Genomic DNA, 21,012 nt, shown 5'->3' on the forward strand with positions numbered 1-21,012 from the left:
ACGATGGATTCCGGGCTCGATGCTTCGCATCGCCCCGGAATGACAGTGGGGGCCTACAGCTCCACCACCACGTAGTCGCTCTCGACCTTCACCGTGACAGTCTCGGCGACATACGGCCCCTTCACGACAGTCGCGCCCGGCTCGACATGGGCCGGATAGGCCTTCACGCGGAAGCGGCGGGGGTCGCAATAGGACTGGCCGGTGCGGATGTCGAACTCCCAGCCGTGCCAGGGACAGCGGATGATCTCGCCAAGCTTGGTGTATTCGATCTCGCCGGGATCGCTCGATTGCGCGAGCCCGATCAGCGGGCCCTCGCACAGCGCCGCGCCCTGATGCGGGCAGCGGTTCATCAGGCCGAAATATTCGCCCTTGATGTTGAAGACCGCGATCGGCCGCCCGTCGATCTCCAGGAATTTTCGCGTGCCCGGCGGAAGCTCATCCACTGGCGCGATGACGTGACGCGCCATCAACCAATCCCGTAGAGCTTCCGGGCATTGCCCAGGTAAAATGCCTCGCGGTTGGCTTCGCTGACGCCCGCGGGCAGAACACGCGACGGCTCGTCGTAGTCCCAGTGCGGATAATCAGTTGCGAACAGCAGGCGGTCCCAGCCGATCCACTTGATGACGTCGAACAGATCCTCGCGCCGCTCCGGATCCTCCATCGGCTGCGTGGTCCACCATACCTGCTCGCGGATATATTCCGACGGCGGACGCTTCACATGCGGCACTTCGCTCCTGAGCCGCTGCCAGGCCTTGTCCAGTCGCCACGCGAGCGACGGTGCCCAGCCGAAGCCGGCCTCGATCATCACCATCTTCAGCTTCGGGAAGCGTTCGAACACGCCTTCCAAGACAAGGCTGGCCAGCGCCGATTGCTGGCACTGCGAATGCCCAACCATCTCCTCGATGTAATAGGAAGGCCAGCCCGACGGCGTGATCGGGTTGCCGCCGAAGCCGAAGGCGTGGACGCCGACGGGAAGGCCGGCCTCTTCCGCGGCCTGATAGATCGGCCAATAGCGGCGCTGGCCGAGCGGCTCGACGTTGCGGCTGAGCAGCAGCACCTGAACGAAATTCTTGTCGCCGGCGCGCTCGCGGATTTCGGCGGCGGCCGACAGCCCGTCCTCATTGCCGACGACGATGGACGCTTTCAGCCGTTTGTCCTTGCTGGTCCATTTGTCGATCTGCCAGTCGTTGATCGCCGAGCACAAAGCGGCCGAGAGCTCGTGATTGCGGATGCCCTGCCCGGTGTTGAGCGGATTGAGCACACCCAGCTGCACATAGTTGGGGTCGAGCAGCTGCTTCTGCATGAAGGAGAGCGAGGAGCCCTGCGGTCCGCCTTCCGGCGGATAGGCGTCGCGGCGCGAGGCGTTGGGCTGGGCCTTCGGATAGGGCGGGCCTTCCATCATGCCCTGATAGGCGTGCACGCCGTAGACGTCGAGATGATGCTGCCAGCGTTTGGCAAGATAGGGATAGAGCTCGGTGCGGGTGGCGCGGGCCGGATGGATGTCGCAATCCGCGATCGCGGTCTTGGTCGTCAGGGGGGAAGCGGCTTCGGTACTTTCGCGGAATTGAATATTCATCGCCTTGCCTCCTCTGGCAGCGGCTAAGTCAGGCGGGGATAGGTCGCATGCGGATTGTCGATCATGATCTTGCGCACGAGATCGGGGGTGAGGCCCTGGGGCAGCGCATCCTGGCCGTCGAACTGCCAGTGCGGATAGTCCGTGGAGAATAGGACCAATTCGTCCGACTGCATATGATCAAACAGGCGAATTAATGTCTCGGGTTCCGGCGGCGCATCAAATGGCTGTAACGAGAAGCGGATGTTGCTGCGCACAAGTTCCAGCGGCGCGCGATCGACCCATGGCGTCTCCATCCGCACCCCGCGCCAGAATTTGTGAAGCCGCCAGAGAAAGGGGGAGATCCAGGAGACGCCGGACTCCAGCATCACCATTTTCAGCCGCGGATATTTGGCGAACACGCCCTCGACAATCACGCTGGTGAGCTGGGTCTGGAACGCCTGGGCCTGACCGACATAATCCTCGATGTGATAGGAACCCCAGCCCACCGCAGTCGGCGGATTGTGATAAGCGGAACCTGCATGGATGCCGACCGCGAGGTCCAGCCGTTCCGCGGCCTCGTAGATCGGCCACAGCGCGCGCTTGCCGAGCGGCGTGTCGCCCATGACCAGCATCAAGACCTGCACGAAGCGCCGGTCCTGCGCGCAGCGTTCGATCTCGGCGACGGCCTTCTCGACGCTTTGCGTGGGGATCACGATCGAGCCGCGCAGACGCTTGTCACGATCGAGCCATTCCTTCACCAGCCAGTCGTTCAGCGCGCGGCAGAAGGCGGCCTGCATGTCCTCGGAAAACACCATCTGCACGGCGTAGAGCGGATTGCAGATGGCATGGCTGACCTGAAAAGGATCGAGCACATGGCGCTGCATATCTTCCAGGCTCGCGCCCGGCTTGCCGCTCTCGGGACGCCAATCGGGGCGCGCCACGATCGGCGAGTTCTGCGGGTAGGATTGCGAGACCAGGTCGACCATGCCGCGCGTCGTCACCTGATCGCGCCAATAGTCGTTCAGGTACGGCAGCAGGCTGGTCAGATGCGGCACGGCCGGATGCACGTCGCAATCCACCCCGCCGGCGATCAGGGACGCCATCACGTCTCCTTCACGTTTCCTCGTCACGTCTTCTTGCGAGCGGCCAGGCCGCTCCGCTTGTGCGCCATTCAAGCAGGCCTGACCGTCGCCCGCAACTCGGCCAAGGCAGCCAGCTTATGCTAGGAAGGCTGAGCTCGGTTGCGAGGCAATGAGAGGTTAAAGGGATGAAAGAGCTCGTCGGCATTGCGGAACAGGTCGCGGCCCAATTGATCGCGCGCAAACAGACCATCGCGGTGGCGGAATCCTCGACCGGCGGCCTGATCGCGGCCAGCCTGCTCGCGGTGCCCGGTGCGTCCGCCTATTTCCTCGGTGGCGCCGTGGTCTACACCCGCGATGCCAGGCGCGTGCTGATGGATATTTCGGATGACGGCATGAAGGGTTTTCGCTCCTCGTCGGAGCCCTACGCAAGACTGCTGGCCGAACAGATGCGCAGCCGCTTCAGCTGCGACTGGGGCCTGTCCGAAACCGGCGCCGCCGGCCCCACCGGCAACCGCTACGGCGATGCCGCCGGCCATAGCTGCATGGCGGTCGCAGGGCCCGCGGCGGAAGTGATGACGCTGGAGACGGGCAGCAGCGACCGGTTTGCGAACATGCAAGTGTTCGCGGCGACGGCGTTGAAGCTGCTCTTGCGGAATTTGGAGGGATGAACTGCTGCGCAGCTCAAGTGAGGTGCGGCGCGATCGCCACAACACCGCTGTCATCGCCCGGCTTGACCGGGCGATCCAGTACTCCGAGACGGCCGTGATTGAATCGATGGGCCGCGGCGTACTGGATGCCCCGGTCGAGCCGGGGCATGACAGCGGAGAGTGGAGCAACAGTTACCTGCCCAAATGCCGCATGAAGATCCGCACCACGTACCCCTTGAACCGCGGTGCTTCGTCGTAAAGGTCCGACGCGATCCGCTCGATGGTCTCGCGCAGGGACAGGAACTGCGCCTGCCGGGCACTGCTTTCGGTGCCCTGCATGCCCGCGAGCTCGTCCATGGCGGCGTCGCTGATCTGGCACTGCACGACCTCGCCGTCATTCACCATGGTGAAGCGGAAGGCCAGCCGTTCGAGGTCATGGCCGATGATCCGGTCGCGCAACAGCGGCATTGAAAAACAGTCCGGTCGGCCCCGCGCCGACAATGCTTGGGATTCCGCGGCTTGTCAGCCGCAAAGAGGTGCCTCGTCCTACTGGAACGCGACTTCGGCAAAACTGCGGAGCTTTCGCGAGTGGAGGCGCTCCGACTCCTGCTGCTTGAGCCGCTCCAGCGCCTTCAGGCCGATCTCGAGATGCTGGCCGACGCGGCGGCGGTAGAATTCGCTGGCCATGCCCGCGAGCTTGATCTCTCCGTGCAGCGGCTTGTCGGAGACGCAGAGCAGCGTGCCGTAGGGGACGCGGAAGCGGTAGCCATTGGCGGCGATCGCGGCCGATTCCATGTCGAGTGCGACCGCACGCGATTGCGACAGGCGGCGGATCACCTCAGGCCCGGAGATCTCCCAGTTGCGGTTGTCGACGCTCGCCACCGTGCCCGTACGCATCAGGCGCTTGAGCTCGAAGCCTTCCAGGCCCGTGACGTCCTCGACCGCCTCTTCGAGCGCGACCTGCATCTCGGCCAGCGCCGGAATCGGCACCCACAGCGGCAGCTCGCGGTCGAGCACATGATCCTCGCGCACGTAACCATGCGCAAGCACGTAGTCGCCGAGCCGCTGCGTGTTGCGCAGACCGGCGCAATGGCCGAGCATCAGCCAGGCGTGCGGGCGCAGCACCGCGACATGGTCGGTGACGTTGCGCGCGTTGGACGGACCGGTGCCGATATTGATCAGGGTGATGCCGCGATAGCCGGGCTCGACCAGATGGAAGGCCGGCATCTGCGGCGTGCGTGTCGGCGCGTCCCCGCTCGTCGCGCCGCCGCTCCGCGTGATCACATTGCCCGGCGCGATGAAGGCCTCGAGGCCGGCCTCGCCGGACTGAAGCCGCTGCTGGCAGAGCTGCGCGAAGGCATCGACGTAGAACTGGTAGTTGGTGAAGATCACGAAGTTCTGGAAGTGCTCGGGATCGGTGCCGGTGTAGTGATAGAGCCGCCGCAGCGAGTAATCGACGCGGGCGGCCCGAAACAGGGACAGCGGCTCGGGCGCCCCCGCCTGGAGCTCGAAGGTGCCGTCTGCAATCGAATCGTCCATGGTGGCGAGATCGGGCACGTCGAACGCGTCCCGCAGCGATCGCGCCACAAGGGAATTCTCGCCGGTGGTGATGGCGGCTTCGATGTTGATGTCGCGGCGATAGGCGAAGTGAATCGGGATCGGCTCGGCCGACTCGCCGATCTCCACGGGCACGCCGTGGTTCTGGATCAGCAGCCCGATCTGTTCGGTCAGATAAGCGCGGAACAGATCCGGCCGCGTGACGCTGGTCTCGTGCACGCCGGGGCCGGCGACGAAGCCGTAGGAGAGACGTGAATCCAGCCGCGCATACGTCGCGGTGGTGAGGCGGACAAAGGGATAGTAGGCCCGCGCCCGCGTCGTGATCGCTTCGCCGTTGACATAGGCCTCGAACCTGTCGCGCAGGAATTTCGTGTTGCGTTCGTAGATCTCTTCGAGCCGGGCGACGGCCGCGGACGCGTCGGAGAAGGATTTGGTGGCGATGGAGGGCGGGGATTGCATTGTTCGAACGCCGGGTTGCTGGGGCTTGAGTCGAACTATAGCAAGAATTTAGCCACACCGTCATTGCGAGCGTAGCGAAGCAATCCAGAAATCTCTTAGCGGAGACAGACTGGATTGCTTCGCTACGCTCGCGATGACGGATGGGAAGACGGCGAGGCCGCTCCGGGATGACGCGCTTTCGCGCGTCACTTCTCCCGGAACGCCCGCATGAACTGGTCGTGCAGCGGCTTCATCAAATAGGACAGCATGGTGCGGTCGCCGGTCTGGACGAAGGCTTCCACGGGCATGCCGGGGATGATCCTGGAGTCGCCGAGGCGGGCGATCTCTTCCGCCGGCAGCGAGACGCGGATGGTGTAGTAGCTCTGGCCGGTGCGCTGGTCGGTGGTGACGTCGGGCGAGACGCGGCTGACGACGCCGTTGAGCTCGGGCGTGGTGCGCTGGTTGAAGGCGGACAGGCGCAGCAGCGTCTTCTGGCCGATCTGGAGCTTGTCGATATCGACCGGATTGACCTTGGCCTCGACCTGAAGATCGTCGGCCTGCGGCACGATCAGCATCAGCGCGTCGCCGGCGGTGACGACGCCGCCCACGGTATGCACGGTCGATTGCAGCACCATGCCGTCCTGCGGCGCGCGGATATCGACGCGGCGCAGCTGGTCTTCGGCTGCGACCTTGCGCTCGATCAGCTCGCCGATCTTGTCGTTGGTCTCGCGCAGATCCTTGGAGACCTCGCTCACCATGTCCTTGTCGACCTGGATGATCTGAAGCTCGGTCTCGGTGATCTTGCCCTTGGCCTGCGCCCGCGAGGCGATGTACTGCGCGCGCTCGCCGTTGAGGCGGGCACTGTCGCGCTCGAGCGTGGTCAGGCGCGAGATCTGCACCAGGTGCTTCTCATAGAGATCGCGGACGCCGGTGAGCTCCTGCTGCACCAGCGAGATTTCCTTGTCCTTGGCCCTCTCCTGCGCGGAGAGACCCTCGATCTCCTCGTTGAGCTGCTGGATGCGTTCGCGCAGCTGCGCCTTCTGGCCGGCACGGCCGTTGACGCGGACGTCGAACAGCTTGGTTTCGGCGGAGAGCAGCGTCTTGACGTCGGGGTCGTTGCCGCGATCGAGCAATGACTGCGGGAATTCAATCCTGTCGACACCGCGCTGCTCGGCCTGGAGCCGCGCCGCGCGCACCTGTGCGGCGTCGAGATTCTTGGTGACGATGGCGAGGTTCGCCTTGGTGACGGTGTCGTCGAGCCGCACCACGATGTCGCCGGCCTTGACCACGTCGCCGTCGCGGGCGCGCAGCTCGCCGACCACGCCGCCGGTCGGGTGCTGCACCTTCTTGACGTTGGATTCGACCACGATCTGACCCGGCGCGATCAGCGCGCCCGAGATCTGCACCGTGGACGCCCAGCCGCCGAGGCCGACGGCCAGAACCAGCACGATCCCGAGCCCGAGCATCAGGTGAAACCTGATGGAATCCCGCACGGTCTTCCTTGCGGCGGGCTTGCCGCCACCGATCGCCATCGTGCTCATGCCTTGGCTCCGCCCTCGCTGACGATCTTGATCGGTGCCGGCGGCGCCACGCGCGGCTGGAGCACCTGGGCGAGCACCTGCTCCTTGGGGCCGAAGGCCTGCATGCGGCCGTCGCGCAGCACCAGGATCTGGTCGACCGCCTCGACGCCGATGGGCCGATGCGCCACCACGACGACGATGGCACCACGCTCGCGGGCGGCGCGGATGGCGCGGGTCAGCGCCTCGTCGCCTTCGGTGTCGAGATTGGAGTTGGGCTCGTCGAGCACGATCAGGAACGGATTGCCGTAGAGCGCGCGCGCCAGCGCCACGCGCTGCGCCTGGCCTGCGGAGAGCGCGGTGCCCTGCTCGCCGACCTGCGTGTTGTAGCCCTCGCGCATCTTGATGATCATCTCGTGCACGCCGGCCTCCTTGGCCGCGGCGATGATGCCGTCGGAGGCGGCCTCAGGGTCGAAGCGACTGATGTTCTGCGCGATGGTGCCGCCGAACAGTTCCACGTCCTGCGGCAGATAGCCGATGTGGCGACCGAGCATGTCGGAGGACCATTGGTCGAGCGCGGCGCCGTCGAGCCGCACCTTGCCGCGCACCGGCTGCCAGACGCCGACCAGCGCACGGATCAGCGAGGATTTGCCGGAGCCGCTCGGCCCGATCACGCCGAGGCCGTTGCCGGCGGCGAGCGCGAAGGTGATGTCCTGCACGATGAGGCGCTGATCGCCCGGCGGCACCATGGCGACGCCCTCGACCGAGAGCCGGCTGGTGGGCGCCTGCAACTGGGTCGGCATCGTCTGCGCCGGCATCTGCTCCAGCAAGCGGGTCAAGCGCTGCCAGCTCTGGCGTGCCGCGACGAAGGATTTCCAATGCGCGATGGCGAGATCGACCGGCGCCAGCGCGCGGGCCGACAGGATCGAGCCGGCGATGATGATGCCGGCGGTCGCCTCCTGATGGATGACGAGATAGGCGCCGACCGCGAGCACGGCGGATTGCAGCATCATGCGCAGCACCTTGGCGATCGCGCCGAGGCCGCCGGCCACGTCGCTCGCACGCTGATTGCCGGCGAGATATTTTTCGTTGGCCTCGCTCCAGCGCTGGTTCATCCGGCTGGTCATGCCCATCGACACCATCACTTCGGCATTGCGACGGCTGGAGGCGGCGAGATCGTTGCGCTGGGCCGCAAGCCCCATCGCCTCCTTCGCCGGCTGGCGGGACATGAACTCGGTGACCACCGTCAGCCCGACCAGGATGATGGCGCCGACCAAGGCGGTCACGCCGATCATGACATGGAAGGCGAAGCAGATGGCGAGATAGAGCGGCAGCCAGGGCAGGTCGAAGAACGCGCTCGGTCCCATGCCGCCGAGGAAGGAGCGGACATTGTCGAGGTCGCGCAGCGGCTGGAGGCCCTCGTTGCGGTTGCCGACCAGCAGCGGCAGGCGCACGACGGTGTCGAACACGCGCTTGTTCAGGGCTTCGTCGAGCGAGGTGCCGATCCGCCCCAGGATCCGGTTGCGGATCATGTCGAGCACGCCCTGCGCCATGTAGAGGAAGCTGGCGAGGATGATCAGGCCGACCAGCGTCGGAATGCTGCGACTCGGCAGCACCCGGTCGTAGACCTCCAGCATGAAGATCGACCCGGTCAGATAGAGCAGGTTGATCATGCAGCTCATCAGGCCGACGCCGACGAACGCCGTGCGACATGCGCGCAGCGCGTCAGCGAGCTCCGAACGGCGAACGCCAGGGACCGCTGCCATCAGTCTGATCTCTTTCGGGTAAGGGGCAAAGCCCCTGATTTCAAAGGCAATTTCAGGAGTAATTGATCCGGATTAACATCGCGTTTTCGCCCCTTGTCCAACGCGGCTGAATCAACCCGATCCCCTGTGGGGGCACATCACCCCCTGATGGCCCGGCGCGCAAGTCCGGAATTTCACAGGCTTGCGGCTTTTTCTTGCAGACATGTCACCTCCCCCCGGGCGGGGAGAGGTCGAAAGTTGGGTCAACTGAACCCTGGGGCCGCTAGAACCGGCCGCCGCCGCGCACCAGCCGCACCACGAGCAGCAGGATGACCGCGCCGATGGCGGAATAGACGATCTCCGACACGAGCCCGGTGCCAATGCGAATACCGAGCTTTGGGAACAAGAAGCTGGCCACAAACGCGCCGGCGATGCCGATCACGATGTCGCCGATGATGCCGAAACCGGCACCCCGCACCACCTTGCCGGCCAGCCAGCCGGCGACCAGGCCGACGAACAGGATGACGAGCAGGCCTTCGTTGGAAATGTACATAAGTGAGGTCCCTCTCCGTGAACGGCCGCATGGAACCGGAACCGGGATGAATGGGGTCTGAATGGTGGTCGCCCGCCCCGATTGCCCACGCGCAGGCAAAAGTCGAAAGCAACCCTACTTCAGATCGACGGTGAGCGGCTCCGCCAGCACGCACCTTGCCGCCCGGCCCGGTCCCACCTCCACATTCGCAGGCAGCTGCTCCAGGCAGCGCGGCTGGGCGGCGGTGCAGCGGGGGGCGAAGGAGCAATTGTGGGGCTTTTCGGCCAGCGACGGCGGGGTGCCGGGGATGGTCTCGAGGCGGGCGCCGCGCTTGGCGCCGTGGATGGTGGAGGCGAGCAGGCCCTTGGCATAGGGGTGCACCGGCGTGCGGACGATGTCCCGCAAGGTCCCCTGCTCCACGATCTGGCCGGCATACATCACCGCGACACGGTCGCAGATTTCGATGGCGACGCCGATGTCGTGGGTGACGAAGATGACGGACATGCCGAACTCGCGCTGCAACTCGCGCAGCAGCAGCAGGATCTGGATCTGCACGGTGGCATCGAGCGCGGTGGTCGGCTCGTCCGCGAGCAATATCTTGGGACGACAGGCGAGGGCCAGCGCGATCATCGCGCGCTGGCGCATGCCGCCGGACATCTCGTGCGGATAGGCGTCTAACCGGCGCCGGGCCGAGGGAATGCGCACGACCTCGAGCATTTCGAGTGCGCGTGCCCTGCCCTCCGCATAAGACTTGCCTTCGTGACGCACGACGCTTTCGGCGATCTGCACGCCGATGGTGTAGACCGGATCGAGCGCGAGCGCGGGCTCCTGAAAGATCATCGACACGGTCTGGCCGCGGAACGACGAGAGCTCCTCGTCGTTCATGGCGAGAACGTCGCGCCCCAGAACATTGACGCGGCCGGAGATCTGCGTGCGCTTCTTCGGCAGCAGCCGCATCAGCGCGCGCAAGGTCACGCTCTTGCCCGAGCCGGACTCGCCGAGCAGGCCCAGCACCTCGCCGTCTCCCAGCGAGAGGCTGAGATCGTTCACGGCATAGACCGTGCGCTCGCCGGTGAAGCGGATGTTGAGGCCTGAGATCTCGACGAGCTTTGTCATGACGGCAGTTTCGGCAACCTGTCGTGATAGTCGGTGACGCGCTGGAACGCCGCGCCGATGGTGAGCAGGGTCGCTTCATCGAAGGAGCGGCCGATCAGCTGCATGCCGATCGGCAGACCGCTCTTGGTGAAGCCGGACGGCACGGTCAGCGACGGCAGGCCGAGGAAGTTCACCGGACGGGTGAACAGCGTCAGCCGCTGCAACAGCGCCGGCGCGTTCGGCCCGCCGCCGACGTCGCTCTCCTCGATCGTCGGCGCCGGCACGGGCGACGCGGGCGCGATCACCGCATCGACGCCGGCGGTTGCGGCGTTGTGCGCGGCGAGCGCCGGGCCACGCCAGCGCATCGCCTCGAGATAGGTGATGGCGGGCACGGCAAGCCCGTTCTGGAGCCGCATCAACACCTGCGCGCCGTAATCCTGCGGACGCTCGATCATCCAGCGCTTGTGGAAGGCGGCAGCTTCCGCCGCGAGCACGAGCTGGCTTGCCGCTTGCAATTGCCGCTGGTCGGGCAACTCGACCTTGACGATGTCGGCGCCCTCGCGCTTGAGCACCGCGATGGTCTCGTCGAGCACGCGCGCGACCTCGCCGTCGAGATCGTCGACGTAGAAGGACGCGGGCACGCCGATCTTGAGGCCTTTGAGCGAGCCCTTGGTCGCGCCGACATAGTCAGACAGCGGCTCGTGGCTCGCGGTCGAATCCTCGGGATCGGGGCCGGCCATCAGCGCCAGCAGCAGCGCACAGTCCTCGGCGGTGCGGGCGAGTGGGCCGACCGTGTCGAGCGATTGCGACAGCGGCATCGCGCCGGCGCGGCTGACGCGGCTCCAGGTGGTCTTCAACCCCGTGACGCCGCAGAAATGTGCGGGCATGCGGATGGAGCCGCCGGTGTCGGAGCCCAGCGCCGCATAGGTCAGGCGCGCGGCGACCGCCGAGCCGGAGCCCGAGGACGAGCCGCCGGTGATATGCGCGACGTTCCAGGGATTGCACACCGGACCGTAATGGGCGTTGTGGCCGGTCGGGCCATAGGCAAACTCGGCGAGGTGCAGCGTGCCGAGGCGGACCTGGCCGGCATCCTTCAGCCGCTGCAAGGCGGTAGAGGTCGTCGTCGCGACGAAATCGCGGCGGATCAGCGAGCCGCAGGTCGAGACCTTGCCGGCATCGTAATACATGTCCTTGTGCGCGAGCGGCACGCCATGCAGCGGCCCGCGCACTTCGCCCTTGGCCAGCTCGGCGTCGGCCGCCTCGGCGGCCTTCAGCGCTGCCTCCGCCTCGATCGACATGAAGGCGTTGAGATGCGGCTGCCACTGCGCGATGCGGTCCAGCAGCGCGCGCGTCACCTCATGCGAGGACACCTGCTTCATCGCGATCGCACGCGCGACCTCGGTGAGCGTCATCAATGCAGGTTCGGTGCTCATTTCGACACCTTCTGCGTCTGCGCGAGCACGTAAGAAGCCGGCTCGAGGTCGAACGGCAGCGTGCCGGCGATGGCGGCGAAGCCTTCGAAGGCGGGTCCGATGGAGTTGGAGATGCGCGTTGCGATCTCGTCATCCACGGGAACGCCGGCAACTAGCGCGATCGGCTTGATCTCTTTTGGTGTCGGTCTCGTCATGCGATTTCCCCTGCGGGCGCGCGGCTATGGCCTGAACCCGGAATGGCCATGTAGCACGCAGCCTCGTGGCCCATTGTATCGACCGCCGTGAGCTTTGGTGCGGCATTTGCGCAGAGCGGCTCCGCAAACGCGCAGCGCGTGTGGAAGCGGCAGCCCGAGGGCGGGTCGATCGGATTGGGCGGATCGCCCGTGATCGGCGGTTTTTCCGTACGCCTGTCAGGATCCGAGGACGGCATCGCCGCAAGAAGCGCGCGCGTATAGGGATGCGCAGGGCTATCCCAGACCTGGTCGACCGGACCAAGCTCGACGACCTCGCCGAGATACATCACCAGCACGCGATCGCTGATGTAGCGGACCACGTTGAGGTCGTGGCTGATGAAGAGATAGGTCAGGCCGAACTCGCGCTTGAGATCAGCAAGGAGATTGAGCACCTGCGCCTCGACGGATTTGTCGAGCGCGGAGACGGCTTCGTCCAAAATCACCAGCCGCGGCGACAGCGCCAGCGCCCGCGCGATGTTGACGCGCTGGCGCTGACCGCCGGAAATCTCGTGCGGGTAGCGGTTGGCGAAGTTTTCCGGGCGCAGGCCGACCTTGCCGAGCAGCTCGCGCGCCAGCGCCCTCGCCGTGCCATCGGCCATGCCGTGGACCTTCGGGCCGAAGGCGATGGATTCCTCGATCGTCAGGCGCGGATTGAGCGAGGCATAGGAATCCTGGAACACCATCTGCATGCCGCGGCGCAGCTCGCGCAGCGACAGCGCCTGGCCGACGGTCATGCCGTCATAGATGATGTCGCCGTCATCGCGCGGCATCAGATGCATCAGGAGGCGCGCGGTGGTCGACTTGCCGCAACCGGACTCGCCGACGATGCCGACCGTCTCGCCCTTGGCGACGGAGAAGGAGACGTTGTCCACCGCACGCACGGTGCGTTTCGCGGCGAACAATCCGCCGCGGACCGGGAAGTGCTTGGTCAGGCCGTTGACCTGGAGCAGCGGCTGCGCGACGCCGCCGCGGTCCTCGACCGGCTCGAGCATTTCAACAGATGTGTTGCTCTCGCTCATGGCCTAATTCCTGATGTCCATGGCGCTACGCAGGCCGTCCGAGAGCAGGTTGAAGCAGATCGAGACCGCGAAGATCATCGCGCCGGGAAGCGCGGCGACCCAGGGATTGATGTAGATCGCGGTACGCAAGGTGTTGAGCATCAGCCCCCATTCCGGCTCCGGCGGCTTTGTACCGAGGCCAAGGAAGGAGAGACCGGCGGCCAGGATCATCGAGACCGAGATCAGGCTGGTGGCATAGACGAAGATGGCTCCCAGCACGTTGCCGAGGATATGCACGCGCATGATGGTGAAAGCTCCGGCACCCGAGGCGCGCGCGGCCTCGACGAAATCCATGTTGCGCACGCCGGTGGTGACGCTTTCCGCAACGCGGGTAATCTGCGGCACGAACACGATGGTCAACGCCACGATGGAGTTGAGGATGCCGGCCCCGAGCGCGCCGGAGATGGCGATGGCGAGCAGCACCGACGGAAAGGCGTAGAACACGTCCACGGTGCGCATGATCGCAGTGTTGAGCTTGCCGCCGACATAGCCGGCGACAAGGCCAAGCGAGGTGCCGATGCAGAAGGCAAGGATGACGGGCAGGATGCCGATGACCAGCGACAGCCGCCCGCCATAGATCAGCCGCGCCAGCATGTCGCGGCCGAGCTCGTCGGTGCCGAGCGGGTAGCCTGTTGTGCCGATGTGGCGCAGGCGCCGGATCATCGAGCCCTTGTAAGGATCTTCCAGACCCAGCCACGGCGCGAGGATCGCTGACAGGAAGATCAGCAGCAGCACCAGCGCGCAGGCCATGCTGACCTTGTCGCGCATGATGCGGCGGCCGACGGTCGCCCAATAGCCGCGCGCCTTGGTCGCCGGCGCGGCCTGGAGCGCAGCATCGCTGGTGGCAGACAACGGAAGCTCGCTCATCGCCGCAATTTCCGATGTCGTCCCGGCCTAGTGCGCAATTGCGCACGGGGGGGCCGGGACCCATACCCACGAAAGGTGGTTTGGCGAGGACTCGTGGTTGCTGTCTCGCCCCATAACCGCTTACCGGGGTTATGGGTCCCGGCCTTCGCCGGGACGACACTGAATGTGTGGCACCTCATCCAGCTAGCCCCGCTTGATGCGCGGGTCGATCGCGGCTTGCGCGATGTCGACCAGCAGGTTGAGGAAGACGAAGAACAGCGCCAGGATCAGGATCGTGCCCTGGAGCAGCGGCAGGTCGCGCTGGAAGATCGCTGAATTGAGCAGGAAGCCCGAGCCCGGCCAGGAGAACACGGTCTCGATCAGAATCGAGCCGCCGAGCATGTAGCCGAGCTGAAGCCCCATCACCGCGAGCGCGGTGGGCGCGGCGTTCTTGATGACGTGACGGAACACGCCGGTTTCGTGCAGGCCTTTTGCGCGCAGCGCCTCAACGAAATCCTGCGAGAGGATGTCGCCGGTGAGCGCGCGCACCGTGCGGGTGACGATGCCCATCGGGATCACCGAGGTCGTGATCGCCGGCAGCACGAGATATTTCAGATGCGCCCAGTCCCACGCCCAGGAGTTGGAGCCGTTGGGCCCGGCGCCGACTGCGGGCAGCCAGTTCAGCTGGACCGAGAAGATGATGACCAGCACCATGCCGAGCCAGTAATGCGGCACCGAGACGCCGGCGATGGCAAAGGAGGTCGCGACCTTGTCGATCCAGGTCTCGCGAAAATAGCCGGCGATCAGGCCGAGCAGGATGCCCATGGTGAAGCCGATGATGGCGGCGGCAATTGCGAGCGTGACGGTGTTGCCGACCGCGCGCATGACCTCGGCGAGCACGGGGCGCCCCGTCGCGATGGAATTGCCGAGATCGCCATGAAGGGCACGGAGCAGCCAAAGCCCGAACTGCACCGGCAGCGGCCGGTCGAAGCCGTAGGCGGCGCGCAGCTGCGCCGCGAGCTCCTGCGAGGCGTCGGCCGGCAGCACGGCAACGAGCGGATCGCCCGGCGTGATGTGCACGAGCAGAAAGCACACCAGCGCCACGCTGATGACGATCGGGATGACATAGACGATGCGTCTGGCGGTATAGGCGAGCACGTCGGTTACTCAGGTTAGGGCGTAGATATCTCGATGGTCATGGCCGGGCTTGTCCCGGCCATCCACGTTCTTCTTACTCCGTCATTCCGGGGCGATGCGTAGCATCGAACCCGGAATCTCGAAATTCCGGGTTCGCCCTTCGGGCGCCCCGGAATGACCGAGCAAGTGGATAGACGTGGATGCCCGGGTCAAGCCCGGGCATGACGCGCTGATAGAGCCAGGGCCGTCTCACTAATTCATCGACACCAGCGAGAAGTCGATGAACCAACTCTTCGGCTGCACGACGCCGGTGACCTTCGGGCTCATGGCGCGCGGGCCGACGTCGTGGGCGACGTAGAGGAAGGCTGCATCGTCGACGGAAGCTGCGTGCAGCTCGGCGAGCGCGGCATCACGCGCGGCAGGGTCGAAGGTCTGGCGCGCCTTCTTGACGAGCTCGTCGAACTTGGGATCGTTGATGAAACCCCAATTGTTCGAGACCGGCGGCGCCATGCTCGATTGCAGGAAGCGCACCAGCGCGAAGAACGGGTCCATCGCCGCGTAGGTGACGTTGGTCGCGTTCGAGCCGTTGGCGCTGGGGTCCTTGGCGCCGCGGCGCCAGTTGGTGAACAGCGTGTTCCACTCGATGACGTCGAGCTTCACGTCGAAATAGCATTCGGCGAGGGCCTGCTGGAGATATTCGTTCATCGGCAGCGGCTGCATCTGGCCCGAGCCGGACGCCGAAGTCTGGATCTTCACCGTCAGCTTCTTGGCTGGACCGAAGCCGGCCTCCTGCATCAGCTTTTGCGCGGCCGCCTTGTCATACTTGATCTCGAAGCTCGGCTTGCCGCGCCAGGGATGGCCGGGCTCGAAGGTGCCGGTCGCCGGCACCATCAGGCCGGCAAGCAGGCCGTCCTTGAGGCCGTCGCGATCAACGCAGAGGTTGGCGGCCTTGCGCACGCGGATGTCGTTCCAGGCCGAGCCTTCGATGCGCGAGAACTGCCAGGGCCAGACATGCGGCTGCTCGTTGGCGTAGAGCTTGAAACCACGCTGCTTGAGCTCGGGCAGCGCATCCGGCGCCGGCGCCTCGACCCAATCGACCTGACCGGAGAGCAGCGCCGCGGTGCGGGCGTTCGCCTCCGGCATCGGCAACAGCACCATCTTGTCGACCTTGGGCACGCGCGCCTTGTCCCAATAGCTCGCGTTCTTGACCAGCTCGAGCCGCTCGCGCGGGGTGAAGCTCGCCATCTTCCAGGGGCCTGTGCCCGCGGCGTCCTTGGCGAAGGCGGTCCAGGCAGCCTGCGACTTCGCCTTGGCGTCAGCGCCTTCCGCCTTGTCATAGAAATGCTGCCACTTCGCCGGGCTCGCCATGAAGAGGTTGGTGAGATTGATCGGCAGGAAGCTGTCGGGCTCCTTGGTGGTGAGCTCGACCGTCATGTCGTCGATCTTCTTCGCGGAGGCCAGCGTCGGCATGCGCGAGGCCGTGACGCCGACCTGGCTGGCGTCGAACTGCGGCGCATCCTGCTTCAGGACCTTCTCGACGTTCCACACCACGGCATCCGCATTGAACGGCGAGCCATCATGGAAGGTGACGCCGGGGCGCAGCTTGAAGGTCCATTTGGTCTTGTCAGCATCATCGACCTTCCACTCGGTCGCAAGGCCGGGGATCACCACGCTCGGCTTGTCGGCGGAGGACAGGTCCCAGCCGGTCAGCGCGTCATACATGGTGAGGCCGGTGAAGCGGTTGCCCTCAAAGCCCTGATCGGGCTGACCCAGCGTGCGCGGAATATCGGCAGCAGTCATGCCGATGCGCAGCACCGTTTCCGCGCTGGCCACGCGTGGCCAGGCGGCGGCACTGCCGAGCGCCAGCAACGCAATCAGCGCCGCGCGGGTCTTGTTCTTCTTGATAAGCATCGCCTCAGTCCTTTTCCGGCTTCCGATGATTAATTTTGATGCAATCGTATGCAATGGCTATGCCACGGAGAAACTTCTTCTGCAAATTGCCCCTGCGACGACAAGTCCTTGTGATGACGCACGGGCGAAATCGGCGCGCTGCCTATTCTGGCATCAAGATTGCACGTTTGGCTCCAGATCCTCCCTGGAGCTTTGGGCCATGCGTATTCGTCTGTCGACCTGTCTCGCCGTGCTTGCGCTGGCGGCTTCCGCAATCTCGGCACGCGCCGAAACGGTGGTGCGCTACGGCATCTCGATGGCGGACATTCCGCTGACCACCGGCCAGCCCGATCGCGGCGCCGGCGCCTATCAGTTCACGGCCTACACGATCTACGATCCGCTCGTCGCCTGGGAGATGGACGTCGCCGATCGTCCCGGCAAGCTGGTGCCGGGGCTCGCGACCGAATGGAAGGTCGACGATGCCGACAAGACCAAATGGCGCTTCACGCTTCGCAAGGGCGTGAAGTTTCACGACGGCAGCGAATTCAACGCCGACGCCGTGATCTGGAATCTCGACAAGGTGCTCAACGACAAGGCGCCGCAATTCGACAAGCGGCAGAGCGCGCAGGTGAAGACGCGACTGCCGTCCGTCGCGAGCTACGCCAAGATCGACGATTCCACCGTGGAGATCACCACCAAGACGGTCGATTCCTTCTTTCCCTATCAGATGCTGTGGTTCCTGGTGTCGAGCCCCGCGCAGTATGAAAAGCTCGGCAAGGACTGGGACAAGTTCGCCAGCCAACCCTCCGGCACCGGCCCGTTCAAATTGACCAAGCTGGTGCCGCGCGAGCTTGCGGAGCTGACCAAGAATCCGGACTACTGGAACAAGAAGCGCATCCCCAAGGTCGACAAGCTGGTGCTGGTGCCGATGCCGGAGGCGCTGACGCGCACCAACGCGCTGCTCGCCGGGCAAGTTGACCTGATCGAGACGCCGGCGCCGGACGCCGTGCCGCAGCTCAAGGCGGCCGGCATGAAGCTCGTCGACAACGTCACGCCGCATGTCTGGAACTATCATCTGAGCGTGCTGCCGGGCTCGCCCTGGACCGACATCCGCCTGCGCAAGGCGCTGAACCTTGCGATCGATCGCGAGGCGGTGGTCGGCCTGATGAACGGCCTGGCCAAACCCGCCAAGGGCCAGGTCGATCCGTCGAGCCCGTGGTTCGGCAAGCCGAGCTTCGAGCTGAAATACGATCCTGCGGCGGCGAAGAAGCTGGTCGAGGAAGCCGGCTACTCCAAGGCCAAGCCACTCAAGACCACCTTCATCATCGCGCAGGGCGGCACCGGCCAGATGCTGTCGCTGCCGATGAACGAGTTCCTGCAGCAGAGTTTCAAGGAGATCGGCATCGACATCGACTTCAAGGTGGTCGAGCTCGAGACGCTCTACACGCATTGGCGCAAGGGCGCGGCCGACGAGATGAACGCCGGCATCACCGCCAACAACATCGCCTATGTCACCTCAGACCCGCTCTACGCCATCGTCCGCTTCTTCCATTCCGGCCAAATCGCGCCGGTCGGCGTCAACTGGGGCGGCTACAAGAACCCGAAGGTCGACGCCTTGATCGACGAGGCCAAGCAGACCTTCGACAGCGCCAAGCAGGACGAACTTTTGGCCCAGGCCCACGCGCTGATCGTCGACGACGCCACGCTGGTGTGGGTGGTCCACGACACCAACCCGCATGCGCTATCGCCGAAGGTAAAGCAATTCGTCCAGGCGCAGCACTGGTTCCAGGACCTGACCACGATCGGGGTGGAGTGAGGGCAATCTACCGCGTCAAACACCCCTGTCGTCCCGGGCAAGCGTCAGCGCAGACCCGGGACCCATAGCCACAGGGAGATGTTTGGCGAAGACTCGCGGTTGCCGATCTCGCGCCGCAACTCCTCCCTGGGGTTATGGGTCCCGGATCGGCGCGCGCTTGAGGCGCGCTTGTCCGGGACGACAGCGAATGTGTGCCCGCTACTTCGTCAGCAGCGCGTATGCCCCGTTCCAGCCTTCCGCCGGCGGATTGAGCTGGAAATCCTTGATGCGGATTTCATAAAGCTTGAACAGCTTTTCCAGCGTGTCGGCGTCCTCGCTGCGACGGCCGCGCTCGATGGCGTCCAGCGCGCCCTGCCAGTTGCGGTTGCGGTAGCAGCCGAGCATCTCGATGGTGACGTTGCGCAGGCGCTGGAAGGAGCCTGAATGCATCACGTCCTCGCGGCCGGCGACGGCGTAGATCACTTCCGGCTCCGTCTTGCCCTTGACCATGATGAAGTCGAGCTCGAGGATCGCGAACTTGTCCTTGGCGGCGAGCGCGGTTCTGGAGCCGACGATGATCGGGAAACCGTATTCCTTCGACTGTCCCTCCAGGCGCGAGGCCAGGTTCACGCTGTCGCCGAGCACCGAATAGTTCTTCTTCAGGTCGGAGCCCATGTTGCCGACCACGCCGATGCCGGTGTTGAGGCCGATGCCGACATTGAGCGGAATGTAGACGTGGCCGCCGTCGGCAGCCTCCTCCTCGCGCTCCTTGTTGACTGCGTCGATCCGCTCCAGCATCTGGATCGCGGCTTCGCAGGCGTTGACCTCGTGCTCGGCATCGTCGAGAGGCGCGTTCCAGAACGCCATGATGGCGTCGCCCATGTACTTGTCGATATAGCCCTTCTGATCGATGATCACGTCGGTCAGCGGCGTCAGGAAGCGGTTCATCAGCGTGATCAGGCCTTGCGGATCGTGCTTGTAGCTCTCCGAGATCGTGGTGAAGCCGCGCACGTCGGAGAACATGATCGTCATCTCGCGCTCCTCGCCGCCGAGCACGAGCTTTTCCGGCGACTGCGCCAGCTGCTCGACCAGAACCGGCGACATGTACTGCGCGAACATGCCGCGGATCTGCACGCGCTGGCGCTGCTCGCGCACGAAGCTGGCGAAGATCAGCGTCAGGTAGATCGCGGTGGTCGAGAGCAGCGGATAGGTGAAGTCGATGAGGTAGCGGTACTGCGCGTAGAAGAACCAGGACACGCCGACCAGGATGGCGGCGAACATCGCGCCCGCAAGCACGAGGCGTACCGGGCCGAGGTTCGGCGTGAAGATGATGACGAGCAGGCCGATGACGAGCGCGGCGATCAATTCGACGCCGAGCGCGTAGTTCGGCTGGGAGATCACCGCGCCGCTCAGCACGCTTTCCAGCACCTGGGCATGGATCTCGACGCCAGGCATGGTCGAGGACACCGGCGTGGTCTTGATGTCGTTGAGCCCGACCGCGGAGGTGCCGACCAGCACCAGCTTGCCGGCGATCTTGGCGGGCGGCACGGTGTTGTCGAGCACGTCGGCCGCCGAGACGTAGATCGAGGGATCCTGGCGGGCGTAATGCACCCAGAGCTGGCCGTTTCTGTCGGTCGGGATCTCGACGCCCTTGAGGCGCACGCCCCGCACGCCGGTCTTGTCGGTCCGGACCAGCAGCGTCGGCGTTGCCGTGATGACGCGCAGGATCTCCAGGCTGAGCGAGGGCATGACCATACCCTGCGCGCGCATGATCATCGGCACGCGGCGGATCAATCCGTCGCGCTCGGTCCTGATCGAAAACAGGCCACGGCCCGCCGCAACCTTCTCGATGACGGGCACGTTGCGCAGCAGGCCCGGGAATTCGAACAGAAAGCGTTCGGCACCGTCCTCGCCGACCGTCGCGACGCCGGTGAAGGGAAGCTCCTTGTCGATCTCCGACGAGATCGCCCGCTGCCCGGTCTCGCCCAGCACCACGCGCGAGCGCTTGATCGCCTCGGCAAGGATCTGGTCATTGGTCGGCAGCTCGCGCAGCTTGGCGCGGGTGGCATCGTCCAGATAGCGCATCTGGCTCGCGACCAGATCCGGGTTGAGCCGGTCGGCTTCCGAAAACACCACGTCGAAACCGATCGCGACCGCGCCGTTGCTGGTGAGGTTCTGGATCAAATCGGCGATCCGCGTCCGCGGCCACGGCCACTGCCCAAGCTTGGCGAGGCTCTTGTCGTCGATATCGACGATGGTGACCGGTCGCGCCGTCTTGTGGCGCGGATCGATCAGCTGGAACATGTCGAAGGTGCGCAGCCGCAATTCCTGGATCGGCGGCGGATCCCAGAGCCGAGCGCCGGCGAAGACGACCAGCAGCGCCAGGCACATCAGCCGCGCAAAGCCGAGCTTCCGCGCAAACCACCGCCGGAGGATCTTGAGACGTTTCATA

General features: G+C 65.2%; 18 protein-coding genes. 2 read left to right on the top strand and 16 right to left on the bottom strand.

What is annotated here, in order from left to right; genetic code table 11:
* Positions 1-53 precede the first annotated feature (53 nt).
* From XI09_RS22900 to XI09_RS22910, 3 genes are read right to left on the bottom strand one after another with little or no spacing between them, the layout of a single operon-like run.
* A complete protein-coding gene (locus XI09_RS22900) occupies positions 54-467 on the bottom strand; it encodes a Rieske (2Fe-2S) protein (RefSeq protein WP_271568864.1) in 414 nt (137 codons plus the stop codon).
* The gene (locus XI09_RS22905) at positions 467-1,576 is read right to left on the bottom strand and encodes an amidohydrolase family protein (RefSeq protein WP_271568865.1); all 1,110 of its coding nucleotides are present in this window, start codon (positions 1,574-1,576) and stop codon (positions 467-469) included. The genes XI09_RS22900 and XI09_RS22905 overlap by 1 nt, the downstream gene beginning before the upstream one ends.
* A 23-nt stretch (positions 1,577-1,599) precedes the next feature.
* Positions 1,600-2,658, bottom strand: coding sequence for an amidohydrolase family protein (locus tag XI09_RS22910; protein ID WP_271568866.1), 1,059 nt, complete (start codon positions 2,656-2,658; stop codon positions 1,600-1,602).
* A 164-nt stretch (positions 2,659-2,822) separates the two neighbouring features.
* Between XI09_RS22910 and XI09_RS22915 the strand changes: the two genes are divergently transcribed.
* The gene (locus tag XI09_RS22915) at positions 2,823-3,305 is read left to right on the top strand and encodes a CinA family protein (RefSeq protein WP_271568867.1); all 483 of its coding nucleotides are present in this window, start codon (positions 2,823-2,825) and stop codon (positions 3,303-3,305) included.
* 171 nt (positions 3,306-3,476) lie between these two features.
* On the opposite strand, the gene XI09_RS22920 is transcribed toward XI09_RS22915, so the two are convergent.
* From XI09_RS22920 to XI09_RS22975, 12 genes are all read right to left on the bottom strand, one after another.
* A complete protein-coding gene (locus XI09_RS22920; RefSeq protein WP_271568868.1) occupies positions 3,477-3,752 on the bottom strand; it encodes a DUF1488 family protein in 276 nt (91 codons plus the stop codon).
* Positions 3,753-3,830: 78 nt separating this feature from the next.
* A complete protein-coding gene (locus XI09_RS22925) occupies positions 3,831-5,300 on the bottom strand; it encodes an AMP nucleosidase (protein WP_271568869.1) in 1,470 nt (489 codons plus the stop codon).
* Between the two features lie 185 nt (positions 5,301-5,485).
* Positions 5,486-6,820, bottom strand: coding sequence for an HlyD family type I secretion periplasmic adaptor subunit (locus XI09_RS22930; protein WP_271568870.1), 1,335 nt, complete (start codon positions 6,818-6,820; stop codon positions 5,486-5,488).
* Complete coding sequence (locus XI09_RS22935) at positions 6,817-8,562, bottom strand: type I secretion system permease/ATPase (RefSeq protein ID WP_271568871.1); 1,746 nt, start codon at positions 8,560-8,562, stop codon at positions 6,817-6,819. The genes XI09_RS22930 and XI09_RS22935 overlap by 4 nt, the downstream gene beginning before the upstream one ends.
* 262 nt (positions 8,563-8,824) lie before the next feature.
* Positions 8,825-9,094, bottom strand: coding sequence for a GlsB/YeaQ/YmgE family stress response membrane protein (locus tag XI09_RS22940; RefSeq protein ID WP_011090639.1), 270 nt, complete (start codon positions 9,092-9,094; stop codon positions 8,825-8,827).
* 114 nt (positions 9,095-9,208) lie between these two features.
* Positions 9,209-10,189, bottom strand: coding sequence for an ABC transporter ATP-binding protein (locus XI09_RS22945; RefSeq protein WP_271568872.1), 981 nt, complete (start codon positions 10,187-10,189; stop codon positions 9,209-9,211).
* Positions 10,186-11,601, bottom strand: a complete 1,416-nt coding sequence (locus XI09_RS22950; protein ID WP_271568873.1) for an amidase — start codon at positions 11,599-11,601, stop codon at positions 10,186-10,188. The genes XI09_RS22945 and XI09_RS22950 overlap by 4 nt, the downstream gene beginning before the upstream one ends.
* Positions 11,598-11,795, bottom strand: coding sequence for a hypothetical protein (locus tag XI09_RS22955; RefSeq protein ID WP_271568874.1), 198 nt, complete (start codon positions 11,793-11,795; stop codon positions 11,598-11,600). The genes XI09_RS22950 and XI09_RS22955 overlap by 4 nt, the downstream gene beginning before the upstream one ends.
* Positions 11,792-12,853, bottom strand: a complete 1,062-nt coding sequence (locus tag XI09_RS22960) for an ABC transporter ATP-binding protein (protein WP_271568875.1) — start codon at positions 12,851-12,853, stop codon at positions 11,792-11,794. The genes XI09_RS22955 and XI09_RS22960 overlap by 4 nt, the downstream gene beginning before the upstream one ends.
* A gap of 3 nt (positions 12,854-12,856) precedes the next feature.
* On the bottom strand, positions 12,857-13,759 hold the full coding sequence (locus tag XI09_RS22965) for an ABC transporter permease (protein WP_092187268.1): 903 nt from the start codon (positions 13,757-13,759) through the stop codon (positions 12,857-12,859).
* 183 nt (positions 13,760-13,942) lie between these two features.
* Positions 13,943-14,896 (bottom strand): ABC transporter permease, encoded by a 954-nt coding sequence (locus XI09_RS22970; protein ID WP_271568876.1) that lies wholly within the window; start codon positions 14,894-14,896, stop codon positions 13,943-13,945.
* A gap of 231 nt (positions 14,897-15,127) precedes the next feature.
* Positions 15,128-16,786, bottom strand: a complete 1,659-nt coding sequence (locus XI09_RS22975) for an ABC transporter substrate-binding protein (RefSeq protein ID WP_271568877.1) — start codon at positions 16,784-16,786, stop codon at positions 15,128-15,130.
* A 199-nt stretch (positions 16,787-16,985) separates the two neighbouring features.
* Here XI09_RS22975 and XI09_RS22980 point away from each other — a divergent pair, with 199 nt between their 5' ends.
* Positions 16,986-18,581 carry an ABC transporter substrate-binding protein gene (locus XI09_RS22980; protein ID WP_271568878.1) on the top strand — a complete coding sequence of 532 codons (1,596 nt, stop codon included), beginning with the start codon at positions 16,986-16,988 and terminating at the stop codon, positions 18,579-18,581.
* A 198-nt stretch (positions 18,582-18,779) separates the two neighbouring features.
* Here XI09_RS22980 and XI09_RS22985 read toward each other — a convergent pair whose 3' ends face one another.
* Complete coding sequence (locus XI09_RS22985) at positions 18,780-21,011, bottom strand: CHASE2 domain-containing protein (protein WP_271568879.1); 2,232 nt, start codon at positions 21,009-21,011, stop codon at positions 18,780-18,782.
* Position 21,012: the final 1 nt, after the last annotated feature.

Origin of the sequence: Bradyrhizobium sp. CCBAU 11386, assembly GCF_028128955.1 — a bacterium.
Lineage (GTDB): Bacteria > Pseudomonadota > Alphaproteobacteria > Rhizobiales > Xanthobacteraceae > Bradyrhizobium.